At 36.5% G+C, this 26,778-nt stretch carries 22 protein-coding genes, 2 tRNA genes and 2 pseudogenes; 21 read left to right on the top strand and 5 right to left on the bottom strand.

The features are described from left to right. The 3 genes from AC3A54_RS24595 to rocF all read left to right on the top strand — a co-directional run bounded on the left by AC3A54_RS24595 (nucleotide 1) and on the right by rocF (nucleotide 2,061). Nucleotides 1-75, top strand: a tRNA-Gly gene (locus AC3A54_RS24595). A gap of 5 nt (nucleotides 76-80) precedes the next feature. Further along, a tRNA-Ala gene (locus AC3A54_RS24590) sits at nucleotides 81-156 on the top strand. Between the two features lie 1,005 nt (nucleotides 157-1,161). Next, nucleotides 1,162-2,061, top strand: coding sequence for an arginase (gene rocF, locus AC3A54_RS24585; RefSeq protein ID WP_335545053.1), 900 nt, complete (start codon nucleotides 1,162-1,164; stop codon nucleotides 2,059-2,061). Between the two features lie 123 nt (nucleotides 2,062-2,184). On the opposite strand, the gene AC3A54_RS24580 is transcribed toward rocF, so the two are convergent. Next, complete coding sequence (locus AC3A54_RS24580; RefSeq protein WP_487656558.1) at nucleotides 2,185-2,355, bottom strand: aspartyl-phosphate phosphatase Spo0E family protein; 171 nt, start codon at nucleotides 2,353-2,355, stop codon at nucleotides 2,185-2,187. 187 nt (nucleotides 2,356-2,542) lie between these two features. Here AC3A54_RS24580 and sigW point away from each other — a divergent pair, with 187 nt between their 5' ends. From sigW to AC3A54_RS24525, 11 genes are all read left to right on the top strand, one after another. After that, nucleotides 2,543-3,106, top strand: coding sequence for an RNA polymerase sigma factor SigW (gene sigW / locus AC3A54_RS24575; protein WP_309856857.1), 564 nt, complete (start codon nucleotides 2,543-2,545; stop codon nucleotides 3,104-3,106). An 18-nt stretch (nucleotides 3,107-3,124) separates the two neighbouring features. Beyond that, nucleotides 3,125-3,748 carry an anti-sigma factor family protein gene (locus tag AC3A54_RS24570; protein ID WP_487656557.1) on the top strand — a complete coding sequence of 208 codons (624 nt, stop codon included), beginning with the start codon at nucleotides 3,125-3,127 and terminating at the stop codon, nucleotides 3,746-3,748. A gap of 190 nt (nucleotides 3,749-3,938) precedes the next feature. Beyond that, entirely contained in the window at nucleotides 3,939-4,766 is an 828-nt protein-coding gene (cdaA, locus tag AC3A54_RS24565) for a diadenylate cyclase CdaA (RefSeq protein ID WP_308081528.1), read from the top strand. Beyond that, nucleotides 4,759-5,976 (top strand): CdaR family protein, encoded by a 1,218-nt coding sequence (locus AC3A54_RS24560; protein WP_487656556.1) that lies wholly within the window; start codon nucleotides 4,759-4,761, stop codon nucleotides 5,974-5,976. The genes cdaA and AC3A54_RS24560 overlap by 8 nt, the downstream gene beginning before the upstream one ends. Nucleotides 5,977-6,011: 35 nt before the next feature. Further along, complete coding sequence (gene glmM / locus AC3A54_RS24555; RefSeq protein ID WP_308081526.1) at nucleotides 6,012-7,361, top strand: phosphoglucosamine mutase; 1,350 nt, start codon at nucleotides 6,012-6,014, stop codon at nucleotides 7,359-7,361. A 495-nt stretch (nucleotides 7,362-7,856) separates the two neighbouring features. Further along, a complete protein-coding gene (glmS, locus tag AC3A54_RS24550; protein ID WP_335545058.1) occupies nucleotides 7,857-9,659 on the top strand; it encodes a glutamine--fructose-6-phosphate transaminase (isomerizing) in 1,803 nt (600 codons plus the stop codon). A 407-nt stretch (nucleotides 9,660-10,066) separates the two neighbouring features. Next, nucleotides 10,067-10,906 (top strand): TnsA endonuclease N-terminal domain-containing protein, encoded by an 840-nt coding sequence (locus tag AC3A54_RS24545; protein WP_335545059.1) that lies wholly within the window; start codon nucleotides 10,067-10,069, stop codon nucleotides 10,904-10,906. A 15-nt stretch (nucleotides 10,907-10,921) separates the two neighbouring features. Further along, a complete protein-coding gene (locus tag AC3A54_RS24540; protein WP_487656555.1) occupies nucleotides 10,922-13,090 on the top strand; it encodes a Mu transposase C-terminal domain-containing protein in 2,169 nt (722 codons plus the stop codon). Further along, on the top strand, nucleotides 13,074-14,804 hold the full coding sequence (locus AC3A54_RS24535; RefSeq protein WP_335545061.1) for an ATP-binding protein: 1,731 nt from the start codon (nucleotides 13,074-13,076) through the stop codon (nucleotides 14,802-14,804). The genes AC3A54_RS24540 and AC3A54_RS24535 overlap by 17 nt, the downstream gene beginning before the upstream one ends. Before the next feature lie 15 nt (nucleotides 14,805-14,819). Then, the gene (locus AC3A54_RS24530) at nucleotides 14,820-16,730 is read left to right on the top strand and encodes a TnsD family Tn7-like transposition protein (RefSeq protein WP_335545062.1); all 1,911 of its coding nucleotides are present in this window, start codon (nucleotides 14,820-14,822) and stop codon (nucleotides 16,728-16,730) included. A 69-nt stretch (nucleotides 16,731-16,799) separates the two neighbouring features. Beyond that, entirely contained in the window at nucleotides 16,800-18,701 is a 1,902-nt protein-coding gene (locus AC3A54_RS24525) for a TnsD family Tn7-like transposition protein (RefSeq protein ID WP_335545063.1), read from the top strand. Between the two features lie 94 nt (nucleotides 18,702-18,795). Here AC3A54_RS24525 and AC3A54_RS24520 read toward each other — a convergent pair. Beyond that, nucleotides 18,796-19,631, bottom strand: a pseudogene (locus tag AC3A54_RS24520) (tyrosine-type recombinase/integrase). A 238-nt stretch (nucleotides 19,632-19,869) separates the two neighbouring features. Here AC3A54_RS24520 and AC3A54_RS24515 point away from each other — a divergent pair. Continuing rightward, nucleotides 19,870-20,094 (top strand): hypothetical protein, encoded by a 225-nt coding sequence (locus tag AC3A54_RS24515; RefSeq protein ID WP_335545066.1) that lies wholly within the window; start codon nucleotides 19,870-19,872, stop codon nucleotides 20,092-20,094. A 96-nt stretch (nucleotides 20,095-20,190) separates the two neighbouring features. Here AC3A54_RS24515 and AC3A54_RS24510 read toward each other — a convergent pair whose 3' ends face one another. Together AC3A54_RS24510 and AC3A54_RS24505 are read right to left on the bottom strand one after the other, a co-directional pair. Then, nucleotides 20,191-20,358, bottom strand: a complete 168-nt coding sequence (locus tag AC3A54_RS24510) for an aspartyl-phosphate phosphatase Spo0E family protein (protein ID WP_335545067.1) — start codon at nucleotides 20,356-20,358, stop codon at nucleotides 20,191-20,193. 390 nt (nucleotides 20,359-20,748) lie between these two features. After that, nucleotides 20,749-21,231, bottom strand: a complete 483-nt coding sequence (locus tag AC3A54_RS24505; RefSeq protein ID WP_438825647.1) for a toll/interleukin-1 receptor domain-containing protein — start codon at nucleotides 21,229-21,231, stop codon at nucleotides 20,749-20,751. Nucleotides 21,232-21,962: 731 nt separating this feature from the next. On the opposite strand from AC3A54_RS24505, the gene AC3A54_RS24500 reads away from it, so the two are divergent. From AC3A54_RS24500 to AC3A54_RS24485, 4 genes are all read left to right on the top strand, one after another. Further along, nucleotides 21,963-22,475, top strand: a complete 513-nt coding sequence (locus tag AC3A54_RS24500; protein WP_487656554.1) for a hypothetical protein — start codon at nucleotides 21,963-21,965, stop codon at nucleotides 22,473-22,475. Nucleotides 22,476-22,608: 133 nt separating this feature from the next. Beyond that, nucleotides 22,609-22,863, top strand: a complete 255-nt coding sequence (locus tag AC3A54_RS24495; RefSeq protein WP_487656553.1) for a hypothetical protein — start codon at nucleotides 22,609-22,611, stop codon at nucleotides 22,861-22,863. Nucleotides 22,864-22,998: 135 nt separating this feature from the next. Continuing rightward, nucleotides 22,999-23,466 carry a CDI toxin immunity protein gene (locus AC3A54_RS24490; RefSeq protein WP_487656552.1) on the top strand — a complete coding sequence of 156 codons (468 nt, stop codon included), beginning with the start codon at nucleotides 22,999-23,001 and terminating at the stop codon, nucleotides 23,464-23,466. Between the two features lie 169 nt (nucleotides 23,467-23,635). Continuing rightward, nucleotides 23,636-24,010 carry a DUF2750 domain-containing protein gene (locus tag AC3A54_RS24485; protein ID WP_487656551.1) on the top strand — a complete coding sequence of 125 codons (375 nt, stop codon included), beginning with the start codon at nucleotides 23,636-23,638 and terminating at the stop codon, nucleotides 24,008-24,010. 248 nt (nucleotides 24,011-24,258) lie between these two features. On the opposite strand, the gene AC3A54_RS24480 is transcribed toward AC3A54_RS24485, so the two are convergent. Further along, nucleotides 24,259-24,582, bottom strand: a complete 324-nt coding sequence (locus AC3A54_RS24480) for a hypothetical protein (protein WP_487656550.1) — start codon at nucleotides 24,580-24,582, stop codon at nucleotides 24,259-24,261. Nucleotides 24,583-24,804: 222 nt separating this feature from the next. Between AC3A54_RS24480 and AC3A54_RS24475 the strand changes: the two genes are divergently transcribed. Both AC3A54_RS24475 and AC3A54_RS24470 read left to right on the top strand, forming a co-directional pair. Beyond that, the gene (locus AC3A54_RS24475) at nucleotides 24,805-24,993 is read left to right on the top strand and encodes a hypothetical protein (RefSeq protein ID WP_487656549.1); all 189 of its coding nucleotides are present in this window, start codon (nucleotides 24,805-24,807) and stop codon (nucleotides 24,991-24,993) included. 173 nt (nucleotides 24,994-25,166) lie between these two features. Then, a pseudogene (locus AC3A54_RS24470) lies at nucleotides 25,167-26,440 on the top strand (IS110 family RNA-guided transposase). Nucleotides 26,441-26,778: the final 338 nt, after the last annotated feature.

Genomic DNA, 26,778 nt, shown 5'->3' with positions numbered 1-26,778 from the left:
GCGGAAGTAGTTCAGTGGTAGAACACCACCTTGCCAAGGTGGGGGTCGCGGGTTCGAATCCCGTCTTCCGCTCCATAGATGGGGCCTTAGCTCAGCTGGGAGAGCGCCTGCTTTGCACGCAGGAGGTCAGCGGTTCGATCCCGCTAGGCTCCACCATCACACTACATACTTTGCCTTAAATCAGACGATGATTTAAGGCTTTTTTTTATGACCTGTTTATATTTTTTATGAGCTTGAATTCTAGCTTATAATAATAGAAAGGTCGCATAGAGGAGTGCAATGAGCGCTTTATCATGACTTTTAAGAAAGAAAAGTCGCGTAGAGAGGTGCTATGAGCCCTAAATCTAGAATATTAAGAAAAAAGGTCGCGTAGAGAGGTTCTATGAGCCCTTAATCATGACTTTTAAGAAAGAAAGGTCGCGTAGAGAGATTCTATGAGCCCTTAATCATGACTTTAAAGAAAAAAAGGTCGCATAGAGGGGTCCTATGAGCCCTTAATCATGACTTTAAAGAAAAAAAGGTCGCGTAGAGAGATTCTATGAGTCCTTAATCATGCCTTTAAAGAAAAAAAGGTCGCGTAGAGAGGTGCTATGAGCCCTTAATCATGACTTTAAAGAAAAAAAGGTCGCGTAGAGAGGTGCTATGAGCCCTTAATCATGACTTTAAAGAAAAAAAGGTCGCATAGAGGGGTCCTATGAGCCCTTAATCATGACTTTTAAGAAAAAAAGGTCGCGTAGAGAGGTGCTATGAGCCCTTAATCATGACTTTTAAGAAAAAAAGGTCGCGTAGAGAGGTGCTATGAGCCCTTAATCATGACTTTTAAGAAAGAAAGGTCGCGTAGAGAGGTGCTATGAGCCCTTGATCATGACTTTAAAGAAAAAAAGGTCGCATAGAGGGATGCTACGAGCCCGTAATCAGGATTAATAAGAAAAAAAGTCGCGTAGAGTAGAGAAGTCCTATGAACTTTTTAAGTGAAAAACCGTCCTCAGCCTCACATAAGAGCTTCTTCTCATCGATATCAGAACCTGCAAAGTCGTATAGAGTACCATATTCCCAAACCCACACCTTTCCACCGCATATATATACAAAATTCTGTCGAGTTGAGTCATATGGATGAAAGCGGTTAAAATAGTATTGATAAAGGGCTAGGGAGGAATTGTTTTGACTAAGAAACTATCGATTATTGGGATGCCTATGGACTTAGGCCAAATGCGGCGTGGAGTGGATATGGGACCTAGTGCCATCCGCTATGCAGGAATATACGAGCGGTTAAAACCGCTGTTCGACGAAATTCACGATTTGGGTGATATCCCAGTTGGAAGACCTGAAGTTGTCGTAGATAAAGAGTCAAACTTACGAAATCTAGACCTAGTGGCAGAAAAAAGTACGCTGCTAGCTGAAAAAGTAGACGAAGTCATTCAATCAGGAGCATTTCCACTTGTATTGGGTGGAGATCATAGCATTGCAATTGGTACATTAGCTGGCGTTTCCAAGCATTATAAAAACCTAGGTGTCATTTGGTATGATGCACATGGTGATTTGAATACAGCGGAGACAAGCCCTACAGGAAACATCCATGGGATGCCTTTAGCAGTCAGCCTTGGATGGGGGCACTCTTTATTAACCCAAATCTTAAACTACTCTCCAAAAGTAAAGCCTGAGAATGTTGTCATCATAGGAGCAAGGGCACTAGATGACGGCGAAAAAGAATTAATAAAGGAAAAAGGTATAAAAGTCTATACTATGCATGAAATTGACCGCTTAGGTATGACGAAAGTAATGGAAGAAACGATTGGCTATCTAAAGGAAAAAACAGATGGCGTTCACTTATCACTAGATTTAGATGGTCTAGATCCTAGTGATGCACCAGGGGTAGGTACACCAGTTATGGGTGGAATAAGCTACCGAGAAAGTCATCTTGCTATGGAAATGCTAGAAGAAGCAAAAATTATTACTTCTGTAGAATTTGTAGAAGTGAACCCAATTCTAGATGAAAAAAATAAAACTGCGGTATGCGCAGTTGAGTTAATGGGTTCATTATTTGGTGAAAAACTTTTATAAATAACGAAGGCAGCTGGGAAAAACACAGCTGCTTTTTGTATTTATGGCCATGTTAAACTTCCTGTTGATTTCCGCTCCAATCAACAGGGTGAAAAAATCAACAATGTTCTTTAACAAGCTTATTTATAAGTCATCTAATGTATGATACTGATAGAGCAACACATCAAGCTGTTTACTCACTGCAATGACATGGGGATGTAATAAAGAAGTCTCAGATGCAAGTCGTACCATTTCATCTCGGCATATTTCTATTTCCTTTATTAACTTAGGACGTTGAAGACCCACTTTGCACATGACCTCTCTTCTTTTCAATTGTTAATATCTTTTTACCCCCAAGGAAAAAACTTTAAACTATTTTCTTAACGGTATTAGTAAATTTTTGTTAATATTATAGGTATTGAAAGTTATTTCGTTTTAAAGCGAAACTTTTTTGCTAGCGATTCGTATTATCGTATAGCAGCATTGGAGCTGAGGTAATTTAATGGAAGCTATAATTAAAAAAAGAATAAAACAAGTCATTAAAGGCGACCAGGATGCCTTTGGTGAAATCGTCGAGATATATAAAAATAGTGTCTACCAGCTTTGTTTTAGAATGCTGGGGAACCGACATGAAGCGGAAGACGTGGCACAGGAAGCTTTTATCCGAGCATATGTAAATATTAAATCGTTTAATCAAGACTTAAAGTTCTCTACCTGGTTGTTTCGGATAGCCACTAATTTATGTATTGACCGCATGAGGAAAAAGAAACCTGATTATTATTTAGATGCGGAAGTGGCAGGAACAGAAGGATTAACTATGTATGCACAGGTCCCATCTAATACTCCACTGCCTGAAAATGAGGTCGAAAGTTTGGAGCTGCATGAGACCGTTCAACAGGAAATCTTAAAACTACCTGAAAAATATCGTTCTGCAATTGTACTAAAATACATTGAAGAGCTGTCATTAAATGAAATTAGTGAAATTCTTGATTTGCCGCTTGGAACGGTTAAAACAAGAATTCACCGAGGTCGAGAAGCGTTAAGACAACAATTAAGATATGTGTGATAAGAGGTGAAACGTTAAATGTGTCCAGAACATATCATTGAACTAATGCACGAATATTTAGATGAAGAAATAGAACCAGAAAAAGAACAAGTACTACGAGAGCATCTCAAAAGCTGTTCAGAATGTGATGCTATTTTTAATGAATTGAAAAGGACTATTGCTTTTGTACAAAGCATTTCACATATGCAAGCTCCGGACGATTTTACAGCAAATGTGTTAGCTCGTCTTCCTAAAGAAAAGAAAAAGATAGGAATGCAACGGTGGTTGAAAAATCATCCTATCCTTGCTGCAGCATCCGTATTCGTTGTTTTAATGTTGGGAAGCTTATTTTCCACGTGGAATCAGGACAAGGAATTTGCCGTAACCAAGCAAAAGAACTTAGTGGTGAAAAATAATACCGTCATCGTTCCAGAAGGAGAAGTGGTAAAGGGCGATGTGGTGGTTCGTAACGGAAAACTTAAAATAGAAGGTGAAGTTCAAGGAAACGTTACTGTTATTCATGGGGAGCAGTACTTGGCTTCAGCGGGACATGTAACCGGACAAATTGAAGAGGTTAATGAGGTCTTTGACTGGATATGGTATCATATGAAAAAAGCAGGACAAGATGCTGTCCAACTTTTTGAGCAACCTGAAACCGAATAAAAACAAATCACTCTATGCATGAGTGATTTGTTTTTTTAACCAAGAAGATTTTACTTGAAATATCCTTGAAGTCCATGGTTGAAGGGAGTTATCGCATAAAGATATACATATAATAAGTGTATGTTGAATTTATGGTATAATAATTAAGTTGTGATGAATAAGGTCTTTATAAAATTACGGAGGAAAAACAATGCAGTTTGCTGATTTCACTGTATGGAAGTATTTAGCTAGTATTGTTGATATTGTCCTCGTATGGTATGTCATTTATAAACTGATTAATGTGATAAAAGGAACAAAAGCCGTTCAGTTATTAAAAGGGATATTGGTTATCCTTCTAGTCAGAGTTGTCAGTGAGTACCTTGGCTTAGTCACATTAAGCTGGATGATGCAACAGGCCATAAATTGGGGATTTCTTGCTATAATCATTATCTTTCAGCCTGAACTCAGAAGAGCACTTGAGCAATTAGGGAGAGGGCGCTTCTTTTCAAGAAGCAGTAACTCAGATGATGATGATCAAGAAAAAACAGTTGAAGCGATTATTAAGGCCACAGACTATATGGCGAAACGCCGTATCGGTGCTTTGATATCGATTGAGAAAGAAACGGGTATGGGTGATTACATAGAAACAGGTATTCCTTTAAATTCCACGATTTCTTCGGAATTGCTCATTAATATTTTTATTCCAAACACCCCACTCCATGATGGGGCTGTAATTATTCAAAAGAATACTGTTGCAGCGGCTGCCTGCTATCTTCCTTTGTCTGAGAGTCCATTTATTTCAAAGGAACTAGGCACAAGGCATAGGGCTGCACTAGGAATTAGTGAAGTTACGGATAGTATTACCGTCGTTGTTTCGGAAGAGACGGGTAGTATCTCTCTTACAAGGAATGGAGAACTACATCGTGATTTAAAAGCAGATGGCTTAAAGGAATTACTTACGAGTGAATTAATCATTCATAATAAAGCAAAACAAGCTTCTTCCGCTCGTTGGAACTGGAGGGGGAAGAATAATGGATAAATTGATGGATAACCCATGGTTTATAAAAATTCTTGCGTTATTATTGGCTGTTCTATTGTATTCCTCCATCCCAAACTCAGGTGATGTGAATGTTCCAGGAAAGCAATCGTCAGTTACCATTAAGGATTTTCCTGTAAAAGTGTATTATGATACAGAAAATTTAGTGGTGTCTGGTATCCCAGAGACAGTGGATATTACCTTAAAAGGTCCAATGACACATGTTCAGTCTGCCAATACTTTAAGAAATTTTGAAGTATTCGTGGATTTAACGAATGCAAAAATTGGGAAACAAAAAGTGAAACTAGAGGTAAAAGACCTTTCCGATAAACTAAAGGCAACCTTGAAACCAGATACGGTAACAGTATCTGTGCAAGAAAAAATCACCAAGGAATTTAAAGTCGAAGCAGAATTTAACAAGGGACAAATTGAGGATGGCTATTCTGCCGGACAACCTATTGTAGAACCAAATAAAGTAAAAATCACAGGTGCAAAGAGTGCCATTGATCAAATCACTTATGTAAAAGCGACTGTAGAGGCAAAAGAGAAATGGAAGGAAACCGTTACGAAAGAAGCCACGGTTCAAGTTTTAGATAAGGATTTAAATAAGTTGGATGTAACGGTGGAGCCAGGTACAGTAAAAGTCACCATTCCAATTAAAGATAATAGTAAGACGGTCCCGATTACGGTGCAAAAGAAGGGAACACCGCCAACGGGAGTAACAATAGAATCCATAGATTTAGATGTAAAAGAGGCGACCATTATCGGTCCGGAGGATATTCTCAAGGATACCGAAAGTGTACGTGTAGAAGTTGACATTAGCAAAATTACGGAGAATACCACGCTCGACTTACCTGTCATCATTTCGAATGGAATTACGAAGGTTACACCGCAGATGGTAAAGGCAACAGTTGTCGTTAAAAAGATGGAAGAAAAAACAGTTTCGGAAATCCCTTTAAAAATTCGAGGATTATCCGAAAATTATGATGCGGAGATTAATGACCCGGTGAATCAGATGATCAGTTTATTGGTTACTGGTCCTAGTGCTGCTGTAATTGGGTTAAAGCCTGAGGATTTTTCCGTGTATGTTGACCTCTCCAGCCTTTCTGAAGGGGATTACGATGTGAATATCCGTATAGAAGGCCCTAAAGATCTCAACTGGAAACCGGATAAAGCAAAGGCGAAAATCAAAATTACAAATAACAATGCATAAGATCCAGCTTATATATTGAAGGAGCGATTTTTGAAATGGGAAAATATTTTGGTACCGATGGGGTACGCGGAGTAGCAAATAGTGAATTAACACCTGAATTAGCTTTTAAATTAGGCCGATTTGGCGGGTATGTTTTAACGAAGGATAAAGATCGTCCAAAGGTACTAATTGGGCGTGATACACGTATATCTGGTCATATGCTTGAAGGTGCCCTCGTAGCAGGATTATTGTCTACTGGTGCTGAGGTTATGCGTTTAGGTGTCATTTCTACACCAGGTGTATCTTATTTAACAAAAGCATTAGGAGCTCAGGCGGGTGTAATGATTTCTGCCTCACATAACCCTGTAGCGGATAACGGAATTAAATTTTTCGGTCCAGACGGTTTTAAACTTTCGGATGAGCAGGAAAATGAAATTGAAGAATTAATGGACTTATCTGAAGATCAACTACCGCGTCCAACGGGTGGTGACCTTGGACAGGTCATGGATTATTTTGAAGGCGGACAAAAGTATCTGCAATACTTAAAAAATAGTGTAGATGAAGATTTCGCCGGTATCCATATTGCGTTGGATTGCGCGCATGGGGCAACGTCTTCATTGGCATCTCACCTATTTGCTGATTTGGATGCAGACCTTTCAACCATGGGGGCATCTCCTAATGGATTAAATATCAATGCGGGAGTGGGTTCTACTCACCCCGAAGCCCTTGCTGCTTTAGTAAAAGAAAAAGGTGCCGATGTTGGTTTGTCGTTTGATGGGGATGGCGACCGTTTAATTGCGATTGATGAAAAAGGGAATATTGTCGATGGCGATCAAATTCTCTATATTTGTGGAAAGTATATGAAGGAACATGGACGCTTAAAGCATGGAACGATTGTGTCTACAGTCATGAGTAACCTTGGTTTTTATAAGGCCTTAGAGAGCCACGGAATTAACAGCGTACCGACTGCTGTTGGTGACCGCTACGTGGTAGAAGAAATGAAGAAAAATGGATTTAATCTAGGTGGAGAACAATCCGGTCATATTATTTTCTTGGATTACAACACAACAGGTGACGGTCTATTAACAGGATTACAATTAGTAAACATTATGAAGGCAACACAAAAGCCATTATCTGAGCTTGCAAGCGAAATGAAAAAATTCCCTCAAAAGCTCGTGAATGTTCGCGTAACGGATAAGCACCATGTAACAGATAATGTGAGAGTGAAGGAAGTTATTGATCAGGTAGAAGCAGAAATGGCTGGGGACGGAAGAATCCTTGTTCGTCCATCAGGAACAGAGCCGCTAGTTCGCGTAATGGCAGAAGCGCCAACACAGGAACTATGTGATGCTTATGTAGATCGTATTGTTGCCGTTGTGAAAGAAGAAATGGAATTAAAAGAATAAATGAATGAAGCTCCGGCACAAGTGGCTGGAGCTTTTCCAATTTAAAGGAACGGGTAGAATCTCCGATGCATACTTTATTATGTATTATCGGTTAAATTTGGAAAATATTAATAATTTTAGGTTATTAGTTGACGGACTCTGCCAATCATAGTAGTATTAACATGCTTTGTTTTTTAAAGCAAGTTGACCATTCTAATATAGAAAGGTGGATAGGTGTTAAGAGTGAACAATAAAAGCGCCTGAACTAATCTTCAGTGGATAGATTAGTTGACGAGGAGGAGGTTTATCGAATGATCGGCGGATACCTCCCGGTTGGGACGCACAACCGAAAAAATTCTTCTTTAAAACATAGGGGCAACTCTGTGCACAAAGAGAAGAATATGCGCATACTAATTGTAATGTTTAAAACGGTATAGACAGATACCTAAAACAGAGATAAGGGGGCAAGTACGCCTCCAAAGAGCCTTGCCCCCTGTATCAGGGAGGAAATAGAAAATGTGTGGAATTGTTGGATATATTGGAAATAACGACTCGAAAGAAATTTTATTAAAAGGGTTAGAAAAACTTGAATATAGAGGATACGACTCAGCAGGTATTGCTGTTAAGAACGCAAATGGCATTCACGTGTTCAAAGAAAAGGGCCGCATTGCTGATTTACGTAACATTGTAGACCAGGACGTTTCGGCTAACATCGGGATTGGTCATACTCGCTGGGCAACACATGGTGTTCCAAGCAAAGTGAACTCTCACCCACACCAAAGTGCATCTAGTCGTTTTACGTTAGTTCATAATGGTGTCATTGAAAACTATGACCTGTTAAAGAGCGAATACCTAACAGACGTAACCTTTGTTAGTGAAACAGACACAGAAGTTATCGTTCAGATGATTGAACTTTTTGTTAACGAAGGCTTAGACGTTTTAGAAGCTTTCCGTAAAACACTAACATTGTTACACGGTTCTTATGCGCTTGCGCTTTTAGATGCTGAGGACAATGATACCATCTATGTTGCGAAAAACAAAAGTCCGCTTCTTGTCGGTCTTGGGAATGGCTTTAATGTAGTAGCAAGTGACGCCATGGCTATGCTTCAAGTAACTGATCAGTACGTAGAATTAATGGACAAAGAAATTGTCATCGTAACGAAGGATGAAGTGACAATTCAAAATCTTAACGGTGAAATCATCAACCGTGCTCCATACAAAGCAGAACTTGATGCAAGTGATATTGAAAAGGGTACGTACCCACACTATATGCTTAAAGAAATTGATGAACAGCCGCTAGTGATGCGTCGTATCATCCAAATGTACCAGAATGAGCAAGGTGAATTAGCGATTGATCGTGAAATCGTCAATGCTGTCAATGCAGCGGATCGTATCTACATCATTGCTGCTGGTACTTCTTATCACGCAGGTCTAGTTGGAAAGCAATTCATTGAAAAAATGGCGAAAATTCCAGTTGAGGTTCATATCTCAAGTGAATTCGGCTATAACATGCCGTTGCTTTCTGAAAAGCCGTTGTTTATCTTCATTTCACAAAGTGGAGAAACAGCAGACAGCCGTGCCGTTCTTGTCAATGTGAAAGAAATGGGTCACCCTGCCTTAACGATTACGAACGTTCCAGGTTCTACCCTTTCTCGTGAAGCAGACTATACGCTTTTATTACATGCGGGTCCTGAAATTGCTGTTGCTTCTACAAAGGCTTACACTGCACAATTAGCTGTTCTTGTTATTTTAGCGGAAGTTGCAGCGAAGAGCCGTAACCTAAGCGTTGATTTTGATCTTGTAAAAGAGCTAGGTATTGTGGCAAACGCAATGGAAGTTCTTTGTGATTCAAAAGAGATCATTGAACAGATCGCAAGAGAATTTTTATCCGTTACACGCAATTGTTTCTTCATCGGCCGCGGAATCGACTTCTATGTTGGTTTAGAAGGTGCGTTAAAGCTGAAAGAGATTTCGTATATTCAAGCAGAAGGCTTTGCTGGCGGTGAATTAAAGCACGGTACTATCGCTTTAATTGAAGAGGGTACACCAGTAATCGCTCTTGCAACGCAAGAAAGTGTCAACCTAAGTATTCGTGGAAATGTAAAGGAAGTTGTAGCCCGCGGTGCAAACCCATGTATCATATCAATGAAGGGTCTAAACCGTGACGAAGACAGCTTCGTGATTCCAGAAGTAAATGATTTATTAACACCACTTATCTCTGTCATTCCATTACAATTACTTTCTTACTATGCAGCTCTACACCGCGATTGCGACGTAGACAAACCGCGTAACCTTGCTAAATCAGTAACGGTGGAGTAATTGTTATAGGAGAATTTAAAGTCTTGTTCACCAACAATAATGTTTGTAACTAGAACATTATTGTTGGTTACTTTTAATTTTAGTTGGTAACTGAACAATATTGTATGTAACTTCAAAGAGTTATTTTATGATTTGAATAAATTAGATTGAAATTGGAAATATTGTTTTTGTAATAGATAATTTAGGGCAAAGCATTACCAAGGGGCTAAATTGTTGCATTTGGTTTAAATCTTAAACTAGAAGCACCAATTAACAAAAAACTTTAAGAAAAGGCAAAAATTAAATAGCATTAGGAATTTTTAGTTTAAAACTAATGCTTTTTTAATTTGGCCTTTTTTAAAAGTTAATGTTAATTGGTGCTTTTTGTTTTGCCCTTTTTAATCATTTTTTTGAGAGGAAGTCAAACCATGTCTAAAGGGAAGAAGATTCAGAAGTTACAACAAAATCAAATTAGGGACGGAAGAGGTCAGGGAACTGGAAAGGATTATAAACCATTTATCCAAGCACATGACAACAAAGTAGCCTCTGAGGGTTGGATATCTAGACACTTAGGGTGGAAAACCCAAAGAATTCATAACACTCTGTCTAGCCATGAAAGGAGATTTTTATACTACTTAGAATGGATTGATGAAGTAGTTGATATAAGAGAGCAGTTTCCGTTACTTCCACAAAGCAGGACAGAGGAAATTGCAAAACAGCTTGGTATTAAACATGCAAATGTTGAAGGGGTCCCTGTGGTAATGACTACTGATTTTATGATCACGATACAAACTTCAAAAGGGTTAGTTGATATAGTACGAACAGTGAAACCTGCTTCGAAATTGAGTAAGCGCACATTGGAGTTGTTTGAAATAGAAAGGAGGTATTTTCTAGAACAAGGGATTGATTGGGGCATTATTACCGAAAAAAGAATGCCAGATATACTAATATCAAATATTGAGTGGTTTTATGAAGCGCGATACTTAAGTACTAGACCAACAGTGGATGAAGAGTTAGTTTCACTAATCAAACATGATCTTTTTAATATTATATTTCGGGATGAAGGTAGTACTCCTATAAGTAAGTTATGTATTAGATGCGACAAAATCTTTGGAATAGAATCTGGAACAAGTATGTTTATCCTGAAACATATGCTTGCCACTAAGAAGTGGAGCACCGATATGAATCTAAAATTAAGAAATTCAAATCCATTAAAAATAACGAACTTGGAAGAAACTCAATCTGTAAGCATTGATAACGTTGGTTAGAAAGGGGTTAATGTGATGCAAATTTATCAAAATACTGTTATTGAGTTATTAGACTTAGAATTGAAAACTAACCAAATTATTCGAGTTTTATGGATATCTCCGAATAAAGAAACGACTTATATAGTGAATATAACTGACCATAAAAATTTGTGCTTTCCCTACAGTATAAACTATCACGACCTTTTAAACGATCTTGAAGAAGATAGAGCGAAAATATTAGAGGTGGATCCAGATATAAGGCTTATATCACCAGAAGAAGAATACTTACAAAAGTACAAAGGAAATCGAGATGCTAATTGGGAAGTAATAAAGGACATTGTCAGCCAAGAACCAGAAATATATTTATCAAAACACCGGGGACTGTTAATTGAAGAAACCAAAGAAAGAACAGGGAGATCAAAGAAGGAAATATATAGGCTTTTAAAAAGGTATTGGTTTTATGGAAAAACAAAAAATGCCCTCTTAAATAACTATTTTGAATGTGGTCTTACAACAAAACCAAAACAGTTTAAGAAAAACCCCGGACCTAAATCAAAGGATGGGAATGGATGGATTGTTACAGACAAGGATAGGGAAATCTTTAAAAAGGCAGTAAGAAAGTTTCACATTGAACAAAAAATGAATCTTACAGCAACCCATCAACATATGCGTGAAGAATGGTATCATACTGGTTTTTATAGGGAACATGGTGTTATGGTTCCGATAGTAGAGGCGGATAAAGCTCCTTCTTTAAGACAGTTTATGTACTGGTATAATAAAGAGTTTTCATATGTTCAAAAATATTCCAATAGAAAAGGTAAAAGAAAGGCAGAAATGGATATCAGGCCATTGGACGGAGATGCAGCAGAAAGGGCATTAGGTATTGGTTATGTATACGAAATTGATTCAACTCCTGCAGACATCATTTTAGTAGCAGAAGATAGAAAAACCATAATTGGCACCCCTACATTATATATTGTAAAAGACGTATATAGTCGAATGATAGCAGGGTTTCATGCAAGTCTATCTCCTGCTTCAAAAATTGAGCTTATGGTTGCAATGATTAATGCGGCATCCGATAAAGTTGAATTCTGTAAGCAATATGGGATTAACATAGATGAAAGTGATTGGCCGTGTAAAAATTTACCTGTATATCTAGCGGGTGACCGTGGTGAATTAAAAGGAAAATGGGCAGAAAACCTTGTCAATATTAAAGTTGATGTGGATAATGCTCCCTCGTATCGAGGAGACTTAAAACCTTTTGTAGAACAGCATTTTAGGTTAACCAATGATGAAATTCGTGAATTATTATATAGGACTGGAGCAAAACCACCTAAAATGATTGAGCGTGGAGATGAAGACCCTACTCGAAAAGCGGCATTGACTATTTATGAGTTTATTCAATTTATGATTGTTCAAATTCTTACATTTAATAAATGTGCACTTCCCCAAACTTTCCTAGTAACTAAAGAAATGTTTGATGAAAAAGTAGAATTAACACCAAAAGGAATTTGGGAATGGGGAGAAAATAATTCTCTTTTACATGAGGAACCACGTGATGTACTTATATATAATTTATTGCCTAAAGGAGAGGCAACTGTGACGAGAAGAGGAATTAAGTTTTCTGATATGTGTTATACAAGTGATAAAGGCTTAAAACATGGCTGGTTTGTAGAGTGTGAAATTGATGGAAAGAAGGATATTAAAGTAAGTTATGATCCAAGAAATGTTAGTAGCGTATTTATCCGTTTAAAAAGCGGGAAAATAGAGCAATGTTTTCTTACAAGTAAGTATAACGAATATGAAGGATTACATTTAGAGGACGTTAAGGCAATTATGAAATACAAAAAAGAGGAAATTAAAAGATTGGAGAGAGAAGAAAAGCAACATAAAGCGGTTTTGCATGCTTTCGCTAAAAATCTGGTTAAGGATGCTATTACAAAAACTAGTGATGCTACTGAAGGAATGAGCATTGCAGAGAGGCAACAAAGCAAGAGAGAAACAAAAAAATCTGAAAGTAGAAAGGTTGGTAGCGAGTATGCTATAACTGCTGCTACAACAAAAAGTAAAGAAATTACTACAGCAGAGGTAATTTCCTTTCCATTAGAAAGTCAGACAACTATCTTTAGCAATGTGAATCAAATTCAAAAAGTGTTCGAAGAAAAAAGCAAGAAAGGAAGAAGAGGTCGTGGAAAATTGGAGTGAGGATCTAAAAGATTTAAAAGGTATACATTGTAAAGCAGAATATAAAGAACAAATAATAGAAGAGCATAAAGGAAATCCTTTCATCGAGGCAATTCCACGAAAAGTCAAAGTTGAAGATTTTTTTGAACGACTGTATTCTGTACCTTCTTTTAAAGATGAATACTTGGACTTAGATGCTGAAGAAAGATTGACATTAGTACAACAAATCAAGCCTAGTTTCTGGTTACCTTTTCCTAGCCACTATGATAAGTACAGAGCTCTATATAACATGATTAAAATAGGATATCAATCAAGAAATCCGTTGCTTCCAATGTATAACCGTCAATTCGCAATTGGTTGGGATAAGATTTTTGAGAAGGGCTTAGATAAAAATGGTGCTAATTTTGCTGGAAATATTCAGACTGCACAGAGTTTAGCTGAAATTGGGTTAAGTGGAATGGGGAAGAGTAAAATATATGAACGTATTCTAAAGTCTCTATTTCCTCAGGTTATACACCATACCGAGTATAAAAATAAACAATTAATAATGAAACAGGTACTTTGGCTACATATTGAATGCCCAAGTGGCAAATCAGTGGGGGCATTAACTAGAAATTTTTATGCCAAGGTTGATGAATTATTAGGTACTAATTATTACGAAAAAATTGGTGAAAAAGGAGGGACAATAGATAATTTAGCAAAGAGGATGGTTAAAGTTGCGGCTCTAATAAATCTTGGCGTTTTGGTTATTGATGAAATACAAAACGTTCATAAGGCTCATTCGGGCGGTGATGAACGAATGATTAATTTTATTACAGAATTGGTAAATACAATTGGTATACCTGTAATCATAATAGGTACATTCAAAGCGATGTACCTTTTTGAAAAATCTCTAGCAAACTCTCGTCGAGCAGTTTCGGATATGTATGTGGAGAATGTAACAAGTTTTTTTTTACAGGAAAGCTGGGAGTGGAAAGAATTTATAGAGAATCTTTGGGATCAACAGTATACAAAAACATATACTCCGTTAACTGCTGATATTAAACACACTATGTACCATCAAACTCTAGGAATTCCGGATGTAGCAGTTAAGTTATTCATACATGTACAAGCAAAAGCAATATTAAATGGAACAGACGAGAAAATTACAGTATCACTTATTAATGAAGTAGCTTCAAAAAGTTTACGTATTCTGCAACCTGTTTTTAATAAGATTTTAAGAGGAAATACTTCAGAGGTTGATAAGTTAGACGACATACAACCTGATTGGAAATCGTTTAATGAGTATATTAAAGAAGCTTCACATCGAATGAATTTTTATGGAAAAACAGCTATAGATCATTCCAGGGCCATTCAACAAAGAAATAAAGAAAATCTTCTCGAAGAATTAATAATGTTTGCCTCTAATCTTATATCTGAACCGGACCTGGCGAAATCTATTGCTAAATCTGTTTACGAAGCGAGCAATGGAATGGGAGTAAAGGAGACGATGTGTGCACAAATTGCCAAAACCGCAATTGCAATAAAAGAAAGTGCCCAAGCAGTAAAGTCGGACGAAAAAGATAGTATTATCTTTAAAACCAAAAAGTCTACAAAGATAGCACCTATGTTAGAAGAAGGAGATATCAGATTCGTTGTAAAGCAAGGTCAGGCAAGAAAATTCACAGCAGAAGAGTCATTATATGAAGCTGGGATAGTAAAAGACTGTAAAGAATTGCTAAGTCATATTCATTAATTTAGGGGTAACATAATGTTCATTTATTTTCCTTATCCATATCCGAATGAAGACTACAGAAGTGTAATATTTCGTTATCACAATCGAGTTGGAAATATAGATATGATTGAGACTAAAAAAGAGTTATTTGATATTAGTTCATCAAAGTTGGGACATTTTCCAAGAAACATTTCCTATCTGATAAAAAAACTATCTCAGGAAGCTGAGGTATTAAAAGAAGGAATTCTTCGGTGTACTTGGTATTCTTTATTTAACCCCTTCATAGAAGCTGATAGATTAACAAAAGTAGAAGAAGATATATTATTTGGGAGATGTTCACAAAAGAATTATGTAGGTAGAATAGCTATTCAAAGACATACACCGGTATTGTCAAAAACTATAAACTATTGTATTGAGTGCATGCTAGAAGATTATGAAAGAAACGGGGAAGTATTTGCACATTTAGATCACCAAGTTTATTTTCTAGATTTTTGCCCAATCCATCTAATTAAGTTAAATGAAAAATGCCCTGAATGTAATATGCCTTTCTCTAATACTTTGAGTGGAACCTTATCTATAAAGCCATGTTGTTCTAGCTCGAATTCTCAAAAGGTAGAAGTAAGCAAAATAAATAAGTTAAAGTTAAGGCTATTTAGTGAACTAAAATATTTTAAAAAACACGCAGGTAATATGGAATCCCATTTTTTATTTTCAAGAATTATCGCTATGATTGGAAAAAATGGTTATATAGATATAAGAGGATTTATTGATAGGAAAAGGTTAATTGATGATTTAACTAAATACTTTGGAAAAGAAACTCTTGAATCAGTAAGTATATATTCGGAATCTTTAACAAAGGAACATCTAGCTTATTTTATAAATCAGAAATATATGTCAAAATTCATTATTCTTTACCTCCTTGTAATATTATTTTTAGAAGGAACAGTAAAGAAATGGCTAGAGGAAGATGAGTATTTTTCGATACCTATACCATTTGGAAACGGACCCTGGCCGTGTTACAACACCTTTTGTCCTTCATATCAGTTAAATTCAATAACTAAATGCAAACGAACTATTACAGGGAAAATTAATATTGGGAGGTTTACCTGCGAGTTCTGTGGGTTTGTATATACGCGTAAACAACTTTTGGAAGGTAGTTTACCTGAACGGTTTCAATTAGAACGGTGGGGGTTTTTATTAAAAGAGAAAGTTAAAGAATTATACGATTCTGGAAATAAAATAAATGATATTGCTGCCCTTACAGGAACTCCTATACCTACAATAAAAAATTTCCTAAAGCTGTATAAAGAAAATGGAAAGTTTAAAGGAATTGACATAGAAAGTAACGATACAGTAGATGAACTGTTAAGTGGGTTTAATGAGGTTGCAGCTTCTTTTGATCAAATTCAAAAAGAATCATATAAAGAAAAAATAAGCATTCTAGTTACGTCTCAGAAAGACCTAACAAGGAGCAAATTAAAAAAAACTGCTCCAACCGAATATGCGTGGATATTAAAAAATGATAGGAAATGGTTAGATGAAATCCTTCCACCATTCAAAATACAAACACTAGACTACTGTTCAATGGATGTCGATTTAAGGTTGCAAGTTAGAAAGGCCGCAAAGATGTTAATAGCTTCTAATCCGCCAACACGAATTAAACAATATTCAATTTTAAATAAATTAAACGTTAAGGATAAACATCGGATACTAAGCCATAAAGAGAAACTTCCGTTAACCGTAGCGGAATTAAACTCTCACATTGAAAGTATAGAAGACTATCAAGTTAGACATATACCGTCACTTTTCTCTCAACTTAAAGCAAGCGGATATGTTAATGTTACGGTGGAAAGCATTCTTGCATTTCGGAGATCATATAGAAGTTGTACTGAAGAAACTAAACACAGAATAGAGAAGGTACTTAGTGAATTACAAGGTGAAGAATAAAATAATGAGGTTCTTAAAACCATAAAAATAGGGAAGGATATCAATACTTACTCTAGGAGTGATAATAATATGATATCCTTTCCTTTTCTTTATGAAGATGAATTATTATATAGTGCGTTTGCGAGATATCATCAATGCTCAGGTAATGAAAATCCAAAGCATTCGGTTGAGGATATATATGGTGTAAAAACTGTTTGTGCATCAACAACCATCCCAGCAAACTTACAAATGTTGTGTCAAAGGCTACCTCAAACAAAAATAAATAATCCAAGTTTTTTTATTGATAAACATACAATGCTGCCTTACTACGCCCCATTTCTCCAAAAAGATAGGTATCGAGAGCTGGAAAGGGTGATGAGTGAAGATAATGGAATATCCATTTTTATGAAGTTAGGAAGGGTTGCTAGTAATATCAAGAGTAATGAGTATCTTAAATATTGTTATAAGTGTGTTACCGAAGAAATAAAAACTAACGGAGAGGCTTTTTGGCATAGGACACATCAAGGTGAAGGCGTGAAAATATGCCCCAAACATAAAACATGGTTAATAGATTCCGTTGTTAGGTATTCTGAAAGAAAACATAAACAGGAGTTCGTCCCAATTGAATTAGGATTGAATGTGAGGGAATCCATTAAAGATGTCATTACAAATAATGCATATGAACATTATTTATTTATTGCTGAACAGACATATTACCTACTAAATAACAAAATTGAACCTTTGGAATTAAAGAAATTACAGAAATATTATGTAGCAAAAGTGCAGGAAATGGGGATGACGTCTGTACAAGGAAGGATTAGATGGAAGGAGTTAATCAGTTCGTTCAGCAAATACTATGGAGAAGAGTTACTTCAAAGTTTAAGCTGTTATGTTGAATCGGGAGAAGATACGTGGCTACATAAGTTATTAAGAAAACCTGAAATATGTTGTCATCCTTTAAGACATATTTTATTCTTGGGCTTCTTAGGGGAAACAGTTCCTAAAATCGTTAACCAAATAGAGACTGTCTCCTACAGCTCGTTTGGAGATGGACCTTGGATTTGCTTAAATAAAGCAGCGGAACATTTTCAAAAACCTGTCGTAACTTCATGTGACATTACCAGGGATTATAAAACAGGCCATCCTATCGGCACATTTTCTTGTTCGTGTGGATTTGTTTTTTCTAGAAAAGGGCCAGATAAAACAAATGAGGACAGATATAAAATTGGTCGGATAAAAGAATTTGGTAGAGTATGGGAAGATAAGTTAGCTGAGTTGGCACAAAAAAAATTATCTTTGCGGAAGATGGCAAAACTGTTAGGCGTGGATCCAAAGACAATAAAAAGAAATTTAAACAGACGAGTTGATGAACAAATAAATATAACCCTAAATGATAATACCATAAAATTTAAAAACTATAGAAGTGAATGGGCGATACTCCTGAAAAACAACGTTGGTAAAACTATTACAGAATTAAGAGCAATAAGTCCAAGACTATTCATCTGGTTATACCGTAATGATAGAGAGTGGTTAAAAGACAATTATCCATTGAGTGAACAAAGGAATATTCCATTAAATGGCCTACTAAGAGTGAATTGGAAAAAACGAGATGAAGAAATAGCAATGAAGGTAGAAACAATTGTTTATACCATCCTCTCTGAAAAAGATAATTTAACCAGAGTAACAAGGAATGAAATAGGTCGAAGACTAGGTAAGTTGGCGTGGTTTCTAAAATATTTAGATCGGCTCCCTAAAACACTGGTAATTGTCAATAAAAGTATAGAAACGGTGGAAAAATTTCAGATAAGAAGAATCAAGAATGTAGTCAGGGAGCTAAGAAAAACTAATGCATCGATTAAAGAATGGCAAGTAATTCGTGCAGCAGGATTAAAAAAAGAGTTCGCAGAGAGTTTAAAAGAGGTAATTACCAATGAAATCCATAGTTACCCAACGAAAGAAGAGCATACGTATGTAGAGGATATTAGTGTATAATATCCTCTGTTTTTTTATGGACTTGTGCAATTCCTTTTGATCCTAACTTAAGCATAAAGGCAGTGGAATATCCGTTGCTTTTTGCCATTCTTCCCTAAAAATATTTTCTATAAAATTCTCTTCTAATGCTTCCACTTAATTGAGCATAAACCCTAGTGGTCTCGCTTTTTTCGTGTCCAAGTAAACTTTGAATCACATCAATAGGAGCTCCGTTGTTCAATAGATGCGTGGCATAGCTATGGCGTAGTTGGTGTGGATGAATTTCTTTGTTGATCCCTGCCTGACTTGATATACGTTTTATGATGTATCTCTGTTGTCCGATGCTCATTCTATGTGGTTGCCGTTCAGTAAAAAAAATAGAAGGGTCTTTATCCTACCGGAAGTCTAAGTTCGCTTGAGCCAGATTTCACATCTTATATTAAAGTATACCTCTCTCTCCTTGTCTCCTTTTCCAAGGACAATGGCTGAAAGATTTGACCAATTAATACAATTCTTATCTAGAGTAACAATTTCACCTATTCTACAACCTGTTGAAACATAAATTCAAATAATGCTTTTCCATTGGAGTAAAACATGCTTCCCTCAAATGTTCAATCTCTCTCTCCGTTAAAAATTTTGGTATCCGTTTCCCTTGTTTAGGTTCTTTGATTTTCACAGCTGGATTTTTGGATATATACCCCTCCTCGTGGGACCAACGAAATATTGATTTAATAAACCGTATCTGATGAGAAAAACTGATGGCTTGAGGTATTCATTGGATATTGATAAGTATCCTTTTAGCTGTTCAGTCGTCATTGATCCAATATTCATATCCTTAAAGTATTCGATTTGTAGCTTTGATTGAAGCCTATATGCTTTTAAAGTTTGGGGGGAGAATCCTTCAATCCTTTTATCCGATTCATATAATTCCCAGGCTTTTGATAGTAACAAAATAATTTCCTCTTTTTCAGTTGTATTGGAGGAATTATTGCCTTATTTATAGAAATGGAAACTTTAGATATGAACCTTGGGGAAGAATAGGAAAAGATGGAACTTAAAGGATTTTGTTGAGGAGGTGTTACAACAAAGACAGTGCAGTTGGAGTTCCAAGATGTATTGTAATCAATTTTTGATTGTATTGAGAAGTCAATCCTTTTGGGTTAAAAAATAAATAGGAGATTACGCCAAAATGAAAAATACCTTTGAAATATCCTGGGTAGCTTTATGTAGAATATTCGGTACACTTGACAAGGATGAATACGACGAGAAGCTAAATAGTACACTTTTGTCTTTATATAATCAATGCTCGAATGAACAAAAAAATAAACTAGAGGAGTTATATCCTGAATTAATCAAACGAATTAGTGAAGCAATGATTAATACAAGTTATGGCAGTGAAAATTCTGGCAGCTAGTATATAGAGGAGTAGCTGTCAATGATTTAAATTCATTTATCATATAGAATACATCTAAACTATCATGTTGCAATTAAAAATACGAAGTAATACCAACTATATCACTTGATATTTTGCTATATACTCATCAAGCTGTTGGCTTATTGCAATTGTTTTTTCACTTGCAAGTCCCTCTTTTAACCCAGCTTGAATCATTTCTTTTCGTAAGGACTTGATTATTAATAGTAAGGTACCTTTTTTATCAGAAATTGGCATTGAAAGCATAAGAATAACTCCCGTTTACAAATATTTACCAAAAAAGTATAACGAAAAAATGAAGTACGGATATCCCATTTAAGAAAAAAGACACAATTTGTTCAAATTTAAATCAATGTCATAATTAGACTAAGATGTGCAAAAAAAGAAATGGAGCTTCATAAGTTATCAGGGTTCAAGGGTTTAAGATAGTATGGCTGCTGCGAGCCCGTTTTCTTCTTGAGCTAACGAAGCAGTTTAGCTCGGGGTTGTCAGTTGCCGAAAACTTTATTCCATTCCCGACAAAGAAAAAACCCAATGCAATTGCATTGGGTTTAAACATTGGTACAACCGCGTTCGCCAAGTAACGGAGTCCATGTAGCCCCATCTGGACAGCAAACTTTGGTTGACCAATAGAGCTTAGAGGGCGACTAGCTCTGCGAGCTTGGCAGCTACGTCTGCCATTGGCTCTTCAGCAGTGTCCAGGCCGCTTCGCGATCCGAGCAAGGGACTGACTTCGCGGAGAGCTTCATACGTTGTCCCATGCACAATCGGAACGAGCCGATCACGTGCGAGGAGTGCTGAAAGTTCTTTGTCAGCGATGCCCTCTTTTGGGAGGCGGCGTAGTAACTCAGGGGTAACCAGCACAATCCCAACTCGCGAGTTCGCCAAGCCTTTGTCGATGGTGCGCATCAACGGCTGACCGAGGCCAACATCTTTCTCGCTGAACCAGACGGAAACACCAAGTGACTGAAGCAAATCGTGCAGCTCCTTGGCTGCCCCCTTCCGGTCGTCCCACGCATGGCAGAGGAAGACGTCTCGAAGGTCAGGCAGTTTTTCTGCCAGGTCTTCAACGCTTTTGCGGACCGGTGTGAGTGCCTGAACTTCTGCAGGCGTGTACAATATGGACGAACCTGCTCCTGACCAGCGCGGTTTTACACTGCGGACCGAACCTCCGCTGCTGCTACGACCGCCCCCACTTGTCTGGGACGGGGAATAAGATGAATGCGAGTACGAGGGTGAATACGAGTACGAAGTGTAGCCGCGAGAACGCCCTCTGCATGCTGGACAGTTTTCTGCGGCACTCGCGGAGCTATGTCCCCTTACTGGAGCTGTGCATCTAACCATGTTTCTACCTCCCTAATTGAATATATAATACTGACAAATTATACCACATTTCTCCAAAAAATACAGATGATATAGGAGGTTCTACCTTTCATCATGGAGAGTATGTAACTGTTGTCTTAAAAGTCTATGGGGTATACCTTTCCTGTAAAATTTGAACTCAAGACATTAGATGTTTAGCAATAAGAACTAATATGCATAATTCTTTTATTTTTATCCATACCACGCTAACGGGAAACGTTAGTTTAACGAGCAAAAGGCTGTAGTCACTATCTTGATCTTCCATTATCGGGCGCTATCCTTGAACAAGGTAGGTAATGCGCTCATTTTTATTAAATGGCCATATTGTGTAGCAACACAGTTATTGTATTATGCTAAATAAGGAAGATATTGTGAAGAAAAGTACTTAAAGTAACGGGCAGTTTAGTGCAAGAAGGAATTCAACTATGGGTAGCGAATATTCAATAGATTCAAGGTGATGGTAATATAGGCGAATTGATTCAATTTAAATGTATAGGGGGGAAAAGATTATTAAAAAATTTAAAGCTAGTCTAGCAGTTTTAACTATTTTTCTATTGGTAGCTTGCAATACAACTACTTCTAAATCAAAGGACAAAATAGAACATTTCTCTTCTAAAGAAAAGGCTTTTCAACATTACATAAAAATTGAAAATGTTGCAGGCAGTATTGATTTAATTACTACTTTACAAGGAGACAAGTTATTAGTAACCCAAGAGAGTACCAATATTTATTTTGTTGGAGAATTAAAAAAGGAAGCCAATGGGTTTTTTGCTGAGAAAATTACACCAGGTTTTCAGTTGACCGCAGAAACAGTTTTTGAACTAAACACAATGAATGGCAATAAATACACAATTTATTTTAAAAAGACTAAAGATGAACCTAATTACGTTTCAGTATCTAACGGTGAATATTTTGTCTCTATTCTAGAAGGGCATACCTTAAGTGAAGACAAATTGACTGCAAAAAATGTAATAAATGATGTTGAAAATGTGAAAAAGTAAATTGGCTAAAACGTGTAAAAGAAGTTGAATTAGCTGCATTAAGGCAGCTTTTCTTTTGCACTAACGAAGCAGGTTAGCACAATTAGAAATTGAATATTTGCCATTCAAAATGCGAATTATTGGAGTTGGTGTTATGGAAGATAACAGGAAGAATGCTTATAAGACTTTGATTTATCAAGCATTTTTAGATATCAAAAATAGTAATGATTTAAAAGAAGCATTCCATATTGCTCATTCTTTCCACAATCTCTCCGAATTTCTTATTAAAGATTTCGACGGAATGGATGAAGATAATTTTTGGAGTCGAATTAAATACTTGGAAGATAATTATAGTCTAAACCATTACAGAAGTTTATTTGAAGAAACAATCATCGAAGGTAGTTCTTAAACTAAAGTGGTCGATGCTTCAATAATGAAGGATCGCTTTTTCTTATTGTAGTAACGGACAGGTTAGTGCAAGAAGGTTTCTTTTTTTTATATGAAGAATATATATACTAAATGGAATTAGCTAGGTGAAAAGTGTATGAAAAATAACGATAGAAAGAAAAGGTTAGAAATACTTTTAGAACGGCAAAAACGAAAACAAGACAAAATAAATAGTAACAATTATGGAGTTTTATTTAATGAATATATTGAAGTTCTCGGAAGTGAAGTGACTATTTTTTCTAATGAGAAGAGTAATGAACTCTATGAATCCTTTGAAAATCAAGTACCATTTACAACATTTAGCCGAATCGATTGGCACAAAATAGAAAACCATCACCTGATTTCTGATTTATCTGAGGTTGCTGACCTACTCAAAAATGAGTATGTTGAAGTGTACTGGAGTTCCGAGAACTTTCCTGTAATAAAAACCAAATTTCAAAAGGTTATAAATGCATTTGATGATTTGATTGCAATTTCTTCAGTTTCAGTTACTTATTTATATATACCAATGAAATATGTTATTGAGGTTTATCACGAAGGAGATATAACAATCGGTTATTTATAGACTATCCTGTTTAAAAAACAGGGGCATGAGTTGAAGATCCAGCTGCCAATTAAGGTGGCTTTTTTCTTTATTGAAGTAACAGGGCAGCTTAGTGTAAGAAGAAGGTGTTTATTCACTTTTGGAGAATACATTAAATGCTTTGTGAAATGGAGTATCTGGGGGAAAGAATATGAATCAAAAAGAGTTTGAATCGGTAATTAAACAACCATCCAATATAAGATACGAGTATTTTATTAAAAAAGTAGCTGATTATGAAGTGGTCTGGGGTTTATATGACGATGATTGGGCAACAGCACAGGATGATGATAGAAATATGTTGATTCCTTTCTTTCCTAAAAAAGAGTTTGCAGAATTATGTGCCGTTAATGAGTGGGAAAAGTTCAAAGCTGAACCAATTGACTTATACGAGTTTATTGACGAATGGCTTGTTGGAATGAAGAAAGATCGAGTTAAACCATCCATTTTCCCAACAAATAAAGATTCAGTAATGGTTCAGATAGATGTATTATTAAGGGACTTAAATAATGAGTTAGAGAATTATTGAGGTTTAAATAGTAGTAGAGATTGCTTACTATGAACAAAATTGTGAAGAAATGTACTTAACCTAACGGGTGCAAGAGTTCAACAAGGGGATGCGGTGGCGGCTCTTTTTCTTGTTCCGCTAACGGGGCAGGTTAGCTGAAAAAGAAGAATGAGTATTCCTTTCATTATGTGGATGAATTAGGTGGTTCCTGATGGTTTATGATGACCATTAATGAAATTATTAAAAAAAGAGATGATAAATTCATCTCCTTAAAAGCCCAACTTTTTAGCTGTCCATTCTGCAATTGCTTTCTCTTGCATTTCTTGCCAAGAGGAGAAGTTGGTATTGGTACTAACATAAGCATCCCATTCATCGTCTGGAATAGCAGCGAAGTCTTCAGGTGTTTCAACTTTAAATGGAGATTTATCAAGCATTTCTTGAAAACTAGCGAAGTTAGAGAACCTCACTATGAATTGATCGTTTAGTAATTCATCTAACGGAACGGAATGTTGCCCATCCAACTCCCTAGCATTTCTTTCAATCTTTTTTAATTCCTTTTGTAACTTATCGAAGCCTTTTATTCTAAAACTCATATTATCACCTCCTAATTATAGGATAAGATAATTGGTTGGATATGGAAAGGATAAACTCCTGATGAGGTGGATTAGTGCCTTTTTTTGTGGAATTTATCTTTAAGCTAAAGAAGCAGGTTACTTGAAGAGGAAAAATGTCCTGTGGGTTAGTGAAAGAAGGAAAAGGCGAAATAGGGTCGAATTAATTATTAACTTTAATATGGATAAATAGGAGGTCAAAACTTGAAACGTGCTAGATTATTGGCAACGATATCTTGTTTAATTATTTTGATTATTGGTATCATCGGTATTTATGTTTATGCTGAACGTAGTGAAAGACCAATATTAATTTTAATGTTTGGTGGAATTATAATCTTATTACAACAATTAGTGTTACGATTAATTAAAAATAAAACAGTAAACCCACACTAAGCAAAACGGGTGCTAAACAGCTGCCATTATTGGCGGCTTTTTTTATTGATGTAACGAAGCAGTTTAGCATTCCTGTAGATCGTTAATTATCAGGTTTGAAAAAAATAAAGCCCCTCAGTAAGATATGAGTATAGACACCACTCTAACTCAACTCTTAAGGAGGAAGCCCTACTATGAATTTTAAAATGCAAGACAAACAAAATCAACTAATAGAAAGAATTTCCGATACACATCTTATTGTTGGTGTAGACATTGCTCAACAATTTCACGTTGCTCGAGCTGTAAACTTCCGTGGAATTGTAGTCGGAGATCCCCTTACATTTGTAAATAATGAAGAGGGGTTTGTTAAACTGCAAAATTGGATTGAAAAGTTAAAAAGACTAAAAAATCTAGATTCCACAATAGTAGGTATGGAACCTACTGGCCACTACTGGAAAAACCTATCTAAATGGCCTGTTAAACAAAAAATGATGTAGTAACAGTCAATCCCCACCTAGTAAAGAGAAACAAGGAAAATCGAGATAACACTCAGTCAAAGAGTGATAAAAAAGATGCACTCGTTATCGCTGATATGGTGAAAAACGGCTATTATTCCTTTGTTCGCCCTTCATCTGAATCCTTTGAGAAACTTAGAGTTTTAATTTCTAATCGTGACGTGATTGTTAAACGTCTCGTAAGCTCCACCAATCAGATCCATAGATGGGTAGATATTGTGTTTCCAGAACTTAGACAAGTATTTAAAGATGTTACTTGTAAAGGGTCAATCGCAACCCTCCGATTGTTTCCTACTCCTAATGAAATAGCTTCCCTTGAGCCTCTAGATGTCATGAGGGGATGGAAGTCTATAATGCAGCGACAACCAGGACCCAAAAAGGCTCAGTTACTAATCAATCTAGCAAAATCCTCGATTGGAACTGGACAAGCACTGGACGCTTATAAGTTCCATTTAGAACAATTACTGGAGGAGTATGACCTCGCCATAAAACAACTCGAAAGAGTTGAACAACAAGTTAAAGAAGTTCTTAATAAAATACCATTTGCAAGGAAGCTGCTAATGATTAAAGGTATAAGTGAAATTTCATTAGCTGGCATTTTGGGAGAGGCTGGAGATCTAAGTGGGTTTTCTCATGGGAATTCTCTATTACGCCATGCAGGACTCCATTTAGCCGAAGCAAGTTCAGGAAAATGGAAAGGGCAGATTGTCCTCTCAAAACGGGGAAGGTCTAGACTACGGCGTTTCCTCTACCTAGCAACCATGAGCCTTGTGATGAATAACCCTGAGTTTAAAGCTATCCATGCATATAATGTGAAGGTCAAGAAGATGAAGAAAATGAAGTCTATCATGAAGTTGGTCGGTAAATTAGCAAGAATTTTTGTAGGTATAGCTAAGCGAAACGAATCTTACTGTGCAAATAAATTAAAAGAAACAATCCCATTAGCAGCATAGAAGCAGTATGACTAAAAGTCTAATAGTTAAATAGTTATCTTAAATTTTGAATGTTGTCTTATTCGTAGGATTTCAAATATGCACGGAGTACCAGGTTTCTTCAACAAAAGGGCACTGTGACCCATCAGTTTAGCATAACTGGCCTCCACCCCTTGGATAGGCATGACGAAGGAATGAGAGGGCAATTGACTCGTTGAGACATGGGAGGGAAAGCCTCCAGGGGCGGCGTGGAGATGTGCATTATATGGTAAAATATGGAGTGGTAGCTGACTCCTTTATTTAACTATGCCTTCACGAAGCCAAATGATCTGAAATCATTTCAATTATCCGTAAATCCA

It is taken from the genome of Neobacillus sp. Soil_C_43, assembly GCF_057656715.1.
The sequence above is the reverse complement of the archived record's forward strand: the minus strand, read 5'-3'. Positions and strand labels throughout refer to the sequence as shown.